We start from the raw sequence: 7427 nt of genomic DNA on the forward strand, positions 1-7427 counted from the left end.
GCTCTTTCTTTCTAATGGCATAAAAGCTCCAAAACTAGCGCTTTAAAATTAAGTAAAAATCACCTACCATAGAAAAAATCTAAGGATAGAGCCTAATAAAAGTTACTTTCTATAAGAAAAATTTAACGATAACACTAACAGAACAAGAAAAAACATAAAGAAAGCTATCATTTTCTCTATTGAGAAATAAGTAAAAGTAAAAAGACCTTAGAACAAGGCCTTTATCTCAGAAAAAGTATGCGCACATTGACTTACACTACTGCCAAATTCCCCTTTTCTTCCAACCACTTTTTACGATCCTGAGCACGCTTTTTGGCAAGAAGCATATCCATCAATGAAACCGTCGCCGCATCATCATCGACCATTAACCGCACTAAGCGGCGTGTTTCCGGTGCCATCGTCGTCTCGCGCAATTGCAATGGATTCATTTCTCCCAAGCCCTTAAAACGCTGAACAACAATTTTGCCATTTTTTCTTCTCCGCCTGAATACGATCTAAAATGCCTTCTTTTTCTTCTTCATCAAGCGCATAAAATATATCTTTACCGACACTTACTCGATATAGCGGCGGCATAGCGACATAGACATGACCGTTTTCAACAAGGGTTTTAAAATGGCGTAAAAATAATGCACACAATAAGGTTGCAATATGCAAACCATCCGAATCGGCATCGGCGAGAATACAGACCTTGCTATAACGCAGACCACTTAAATCTTGCTGCCCTGGGTCAACACCTAAAGCAACAGCGATATCATGCACTTCTTGAGAAGCTAATACTTGCTCTGAAGCCACTTCCCAAGTGTTTAAGATTTTTCCACGCAGCGGCATCACTGCTTGATAATCACGATCACGCGCCTGCTTGGCCGAACCTCCCGCCGAATCCCCCTCAACTAAGAACAGCTCACCACGCTCGACATCTTGGCTGACGCAATCTGCTAATTTTCCCGGCAGTTGAGGGCCTTGAGTAATACGCTTACGAACGACTTTTTTACTCGCTTGCACCCGTTTTTGCGCATTGCGAATAACGATTTCAGCAATCGCTTTGCTTTGCTCTATGTCTTGATTTAGCCATAACGTAAACGCATCTTTAACGACACCAGAAACAAAGGCTGCACATTGCCTGGATGAAAGCCGCTCTTTAGTTTGACCTGAAAATTGCGGCTCTTGCATTTTCACCGATAAAACATAAGCACAATGTTCCCATACATCATCGGCCGTTAATTTCACCGCGCGCGGTAATAACTGGTGTAACTCACAAAAATCTCGCATGCCTTCAAACAAACCTAACCTTAAGCCATTAACATGCGTGCCACCTTGCGCGGTGGGAATTAAGTTCACATAGCTTTCTGCCATCACCCCAGTCGTCTCTGGCAGCCAAGCAATGGCCCAATCGACTGTTTCAGCCTCTGCAGCAAAGGCACCTTCAAAAGGTGATTTTGGCACTGGGTCATACTCGTTAACCGCACCTTTTAAATAATCCACTAAGCCTGCGGCATAATGCCATTCAAAACGCTCATCACCACTGCGATTTTCAAAAATAACGTTAAGACCTGGACAGAGTACAGCTTTAGCCCGCAATGTATGTTTTAAGCGAATGATAGAAAACTGCTCTGAATCAAAGTAACTGGCATCCGGCCAAAAGCGTAACCTTGTCCCTGTTTCTTTCTTGGCTGCTTTGCCCGTAATCGTTAAATCTTCAACTTTATCGCCATGTTCGAAGGCAATTTGATACAGCTTACCGCCACGCTTAATCTCAATTTCAACGCGCTTAGACAACGCATTCACAACTGAAACACCCACCCCATGCAAGCCGCCTGAGAAGCGATAGTTTTTATTTGAGAACTTCCCACCTGCATGAAGTTTGGTCAAGATCAATTCAACCCCTGAAACCTTACGCTCAGGGTGAATATCAACCGGCATGCCTCGACCATTGTCTATTACTTCTAATGAGTGATCTTCATGCAAAATAACATGTAATTGACTTGCAAACCCTGCCATCGCCTCATCAACACTATTATCAATGACCTCTTGCCCTAAGTGGTTCGGGCGTACCGTGTCGGTATACATGCCCGGGCGACGCTTCACCGGCTCTAAGCCGGTTAACACTTCAATTGCATCCGCATTGTATTGATTATTTTTTGTCATTGCTTTATCACTTTTATTTTTATCTGTCACTCTAAACGATCTATATACTAGATTATCTTATATTACTTTATTGCTGAATATGCTGCTCAATGTCAGGCAGTCTATCAGCAAAATCTGTGTAAGTATGTCCACCTCCACGAGAAATATGGCAAACTTCGCTTGGGAAAAAAGCCTTAGCATCGCGATAGTCGAGTACTTCATCATCTTCTTGCAAAAGCACTAAATAACGCTCGCTATCTTTAATTTCAGAGCAAATATAACGGAAACTCTGGGTGATTTCATCTTCTGTTATCTTTACTTTCTCATGACTATAGGGATTAACATGTTCACCGATAATGCCTTGCTGGTAGTTTTTTAGGGTTCATCAATGGGTTCACTAAAACCGCCGGGCATTGATAATATTCAGCGAGGTAAAGCGCATAAAAACCGCCTAAAGAGCTACCGATGAACGCAAGATCACTGCCATCCTCTCCACATAACGCCATTAATTGCTCTATCGCCGCTACAGCTGAAACCTGTAATCTTGGGATAATCACCTCAGTTTTACCCTCAAAATAGTGTCTAACCGCTTGTGCCTTCATACTTTCTGGCCCACTATTAAAGCCATGAATATAACAAATACGCCGCATGTCTCACTCCTTATTCGTTGTGATCATAGCACAAAAGACCACCAACCCTTTGCCTATTTCAAATACGATGTATAATAACGTGTAGCAAAAGAACAGATAACGAAAAATGGGTCTAGACGATGAACTTAGAAACCGCACGAACCAACATGATTAAACAGCAGCTACGTACTTGGGATGTCCTCGATGATAAGGTACTACGCCTAATGGAATCAGTGGCTCGAGAGCAGTTTGTCCCTAGCCAATACCATAATCTTGCCTATGCAGATACTGATATTCCACTGGATAATGGCCATGTAATGCCCTCCCCTAAAATTGAAGGACATATCCTGCAGGCAGTACAGATTAAGTCGACGGATATTGCTTTAGAAGTAGGAACGGGAAGCGGTTATCTTACGACGCTCATTGCCAAACAAGCCAAACATGTCACCAGCATCGATATCGATGAGAAAATGATCAAGCTGGCAGATAATAATCTAAAAAAACTATTAATCAGTAATGTTAGCTTTGAACAAGGCTATGGTGAGCAAGACTGGCCTAGCGAAGAAAACTACGATGTGATTATTTTAGGAGGTTCAGTGCCTAAAGTTCCTGAAAAACTCAAGAATCGCTTAAGTGTCGGCGGACGTCTTTTTGCAATTATCGGCACAAAAGCGGCAATGACAGCAACACTTATCACTCGTAAATCAAAGCAACACTTTATTAGTAAATCTCTATTTAATACACAGATTAAGCCGCTCACTCAAGAGCAAACAACCAATCCATTTGTTTTTTAATGATGATTAAGAAGGAAAACCACAGCATGTGCAAAACCATTTGCACGGGCGCAATCCTTGTTAGCGCCCTTATCACCGTCAATGCTTTTGCAGCAGATGCAACGTCAAAAACAAAAGCGCAAACGGCTCCTGCTAAAGCAACCACAAAAACACAGAACAAAGTACAGAGCAAAACTCACCCACAACAAAGTGTCGCCGTCAATTTAATCACGGCGTATAACCAAGCGCTTGAAAAAGATCCAACACTTAAAGCGGCAGCTGCGACTTATAAAGCACAAGAAGAGCTCACTCCTATTGCCCGTGCAGCGCTGTTGCCACAAATTGTTGGTGCTGCGAACACTCAAGGGAACCGCCAAAGCCCAAGCAGCCCTGACCGCTTTAACTCTCATGGTTATAGCCTGACACTCACTCAGTCTATTTTCAGTTACACCAACTGGAAAACGCTGGCTCAGACCTACCCGCAGGTCGCTGGGGCCGCAGCTGATTATGAAAGCGCCAAACAAAGCTTAATCCTGCGTGTTGCTCAGGCTTACCTTGATGTTTTGCAAGCAGAAGATGAATTAAAGGCCGCTCAAGCGAATGAAGATGCTCTTGCAGAAACATTAAAACAATCTCAACAGCGCTTTAATGTCGGTTTAGTCGCTATCACCGATGTGCAAACTACACGTGCTAGCTACGAATCAGCGATAGCAACGCGTGTTCAAGCCGAGAACACCGTAGCCAATAATCAAGAAGCCTTGGCAGAAATTACCGGTGTAGTGCAAAAAAACCTCATGCCTATGAGTGATGATATTCCGCTGACTAAACCAACGCCCGATAACATCAATGCTTGGGTCGCTGCCGCCCTAAAAGGCAACCCAGCCCTCGCCAGCGCACGCTATAGCAAAGAAGCAGGCGATGATGCAGTAGGAGTCGCTGCAGGTGCCTTTATTCCGACCATCGATGGCACAGCCGCCTATACTCGGGCCGCCTCTAATGCCAGTGCACCTGGTGCACAAAGCAGTTTAACCCAAACGGGGCAACTCTCAGCGACTTGGAATATTTTCCAAGGTGGATCAGATTATGCAACCTACAAGCAAGCTGACTACAATGCCGAAGCCACAACAAGCAATTATGTTAAAACTGAGCGAGACACCACAACACAAACACGCCAAGATTTTCTTAGCGTTGTTGCCGGTATCGATACAGTAAAAGCCTATAAACAAGCGGTGATCTCGAGTGAGAGCTCATTAAAATCATTCCAAGCAGGTTATGCTGTCGGCACAGAAACCATCGTTAACGTACTCGATGCACAGCAAAAACTTTTCGATAGCCGCTCATCCTATGCCCAACAAAAATATCAATACATTATTGATACTTTAAACCTAAAGGCAGATACAGGCTCACTATCGATTCAAGACTTAAAGAAAATTAACAGCTGGTTACAAAAATCATAAACTCTCTTTTATTGGCTTGCTGTGCAATGCAGCATATAATAGAAGATAATAACAATGGTGAATTAAGGGGATTATAATGAAAGCACCTGTTCGTGTTGCAGTCACTGGCGCTGCTGGCCAAATCGGTTATGCGCTACTTTTTCGCATTGCTTCAGGAGAAATGTTAGGGAAAGACCAACCGGTTATATTGCAACTGCTTGAGTTACCACAAGCGCTCAAGGCCGTTGAAGGCGTTGTGATGGAATTGCGTGACTGTGCTTTTCCAGCATTGCATGACATTACAGTTTCATCTGATCCAAATGTTGCTTTTAAAGATGCAGACTATGCCCTACTCGTTGGCGCTCGCCCACGCAGCAAAGGCATGGAGCGCGCCGATCTACTCGAAGCCAACGCAGCAATCTTCTCCGCCCAGGGTAAAGCACTCAATGACCACGCTAACCCTAATGTTAAAGTATTAATCGTCGGCAACCCGGCAAACACCAATGCACTTATCACGCAGAAAAACGCACCTAAGCTCGATCCTCGCAATATTCATGCGATGATGCGCCTAGATCACAATCGTGCACTTTCGCAAATCTCTGAGAAAATCGGTGCACCGACCACAGCAATTAAAAAGATGACAATCTGGGGTAACCATTCTGCTATGCAATACCCAGATGTTTTCGAAGCAACGGTTGATGGTAAAGCCATCAGCGATCAAGTAGACCAAAACTGGATTGAAAACGACTTTATCCCAACAGTTCAAAAACGTGGTGCTGCGATTATTGAAGCGCGTGGATTATCCAGTGCCGCCAGTGCGGCTAATGCGGCCATTGATCATATTCATGATTGGGTCGCCGGTACTGAAGGCGATGACTGGGTCAGCATGGGCGTTGTTTCTGATGGCTCTTATGGCACACCAGAAGGCTTAATTTATGGTTTCCCATGTCGCTGCAAAAATGGCGACTATGAAATCGTTCAAGGTCTAGAATGGAGTGATTTTAGTAAAAAACGCATCGAGGCTGTTACTCAAGAGCTTCTTGAAGAACGCGCTGCAGTCGAGCACTTATTCTAGTTCTCCGACCTAGCGGTTTCACCGTTTCGATTCGATTAGACTAAAAATTAAGCGAGTATGGCATATTAGGTTACACTCGCTTATTTTTAAATAAACCCTCATTAAATATTTACCCCAACAAAACTCATGCCAAAACATGTTACCTTCCTAAATAAAGATGCTCAAATCCTTAAAGAAAAAGAATTATATACCGGTTTTTTGCCCATAAAAAAATACCACATCCGTCATAAAACCTTTGATGGCTCGACGCTAAACTCTGTCGAGCGTGAAGTGATGACGCGCCGCGATGCAGTCGCTGCTATTGTCTATGACCCTAATGAAAAGCTTATCGTTTTACTCGAGCAGTTTAGGGTCGGCGCACTTAATGACCCCAAAACCCCTTGGTTATTTGAAATCGTCGCCGGCTTAATCGAAACGGGTGAAAGCCACGAGAGCGTCGCTCGCCGGGAAATACATGAAGAAACAGGGCTGAACACACTTGATAGCCTCAATTTTATCCAATCCTTTTATACCAGTCCTGGCGGTATCAGCGAGCAAGTTCACTTATTCTCAGCCACCGCTGATCTAAAAAACTGTCCCAAAGAAGCAGTGTATGGCTTGAGTACTGAACAAGAAGATATTAAGCGCCACATTATCAGCTTTGATGAATGCTTTGAACTATTAAAGCAAGGCACTATTCGCAATTCAATTGCGATCATTGCCATACAGTGGCTACAGCAACAAGTGCTATTAAAGGCGTTGTAAAACTAACTAAAATATTCTGAAAATAATCCACCTGCAGCAAGATATTTACTGCAGGGGTAAAGTCAAAGGGAACTCAGATTAAACTAACTCTTCAATTTCTTTGCCTACAGCAGCCTTTAAAGCCTTCGACGGTTTAAACACCGGCACAGTCGCTGCAGGAATTTCAATCTCTTCACCCGTACGCGGATTACGACCTACACGAGCCGCACGTTGTTTCATTTCAAACTTACCAAATCCTTTTAGGTCAACACTCTCCCCTTCTTTCAAAGCATCCTCGATACTCTCAAGCATAATATCAACAAGACGACCTGCTGCTTTTTTACTGATATCCGCTTTTTCGTGAATTGTTTCGACAAGTTCAGTTTTTCCCATACGATCCTCTCCTTTTAAAACTTGATTATCACCTACTCTCACCCTAAAAGGCAACAAGTAAAAGCAAGTTCAAGATTTTATTATTTGTTTTTTTTCTAATTTTATCGGTTGAAAATGATGATAAACACGATCAATTCCTACCCACAAAATACTTGCTAATAGAGCACTCAATAATAATGAAAAACTAAAAATCAGCCTCATAATAATTCAACTAATTATAAATTGGCCATAATTTACCATGTGCAATTTTAATATGATCTTGAATAGAGCTATT

At 43.0% G+C, this 7427-nt stretch carries 7 protein-coding genes and 1 pseudogene; 4 read left to right on the forward strand and 4 right to left on the reverse strand.

Features of this window, described 5'->3' with window-relative positions:
- Nucleotides 1-251: 251 nt before the first annotated feature.
- The 3 genes and pseudogenes from parE to BGC07_RS23080 all read right to left on the reverse strand — a co-directional run bounded on the left by parE (nucleotide 252) and on the right by BGC07_RS23080 (nucleotide 2774).
- Nucleotides 252-2145 (reverse strand): annotated as a pseudogene (gene parE / locus BGC07_RS04540) (DNA topoisomerase IV subunit B).
- Between the two features lie 67 nt (nucleotides 2146-2212).
- Nucleotides 2213-2482 (reverse strand): YqiA/YcfP family alpha/beta fold hydrolase, encoded by a 270-nt coding sequence (locus BGC07_RS23075; RefSeq protein WP_317135148.1) that lies wholly within the window; start codon nucleotides 2480-2482, stop codon nucleotides 2213-2215.
- The gene (locus tag BGC07_RS23080) at nucleotides 2472-2774 is read right to left on the reverse strand and encodes a YqiA/YcfP family alpha/beta fold hydrolase (RefSeq protein ID WP_268801613.1); all 303 of its coding nucleotides are present in this window, start codon (nucleotides 2772-2774) and stop codon (nucleotides 2472-2474) included. The genes BGC07_RS23075 and BGC07_RS23080 overlap by 11 nt, the downstream gene beginning before the upstream one ends.
- Before the next feature lie 119 nt (nucleotides 2775-2893).
- Between BGC07_RS23080 and BGC07_RS04550 the strand changes: the two genes are divergently transcribed.
- From BGC07_RS04550 to BGC07_RS04565, 4 genes are all read left to right on the forward strand, one after another.
- A complete protein-coding gene (locus BGC07_RS04550) occupies nucleotides 2894-3547 on the forward strand; it encodes a protein-L-isoaspartate O-methyltransferase family protein (RefSeq protein ID WP_069312135.1) in 654 nt (217 codons plus the stop codon).
- A 26-nt stretch (nucleotides 3548-3573) separates the two neighbouring features.
- Nucleotides 3574-4983 carry a TolC family outer membrane protein gene (locus BGC07_RS04555; protein WP_069312136.1) on the forward strand — a complete coding sequence of 470 codons (1410 nt, stop codon included), beginning with the start codon at nucleotides 3574-3576 and terminating at the stop codon, nucleotides 4981-4983.
- A gap of 76 nt (nucleotides 4984-5059) precedes the next feature.
- Entirely contained in the window at nucleotides 5060-6037 is a 978-nt protein-coding gene (locus tag BGC07_RS04560; protein ID WP_069312137.1) for a malate dehydrogenase, read from the forward strand.
- 126 nt (nucleotides 6038-6163) lie between these two features.
- Nucleotides 6164-6781 carry an NUDIX domain-containing protein gene (locus tag BGC07_RS04565; protein WP_069312138.1) on the forward strand — a complete coding sequence of 206 codons (618 nt, stop codon included), beginning with the start codon at nucleotides 6164-6166 and terminating at the stop codon, nucleotides 6779-6781.
- A gap of 78 nt (nucleotides 6782-6859) precedes the next feature.
- Here BGC07_RS04565 and BGC07_RS04570 read toward each other — a convergent pair whose 3' ends face one another.
- A complete protein-coding gene (locus BGC07_RS04570) occupies nucleotides 6860-7153 on the reverse strand; it encodes an HU family DNA-binding protein (RefSeq protein ID WP_069312139.1) in 294 nt (97 codons plus the stop codon).
- Nucleotides 7154-7427: the final 274 nt, after the last annotated feature.

Origin of the sequence: Piscirickettsia litoralis (genome assembly GCF_001720395.1) — a bacterium.
Classification (GTDB): Bacteria; Pseudomonadota; Gammaproteobacteria; order Piscirickettsiales; family Piscirickettsiaceae; genus Piscirickettsia; species Piscirickettsia litoralis.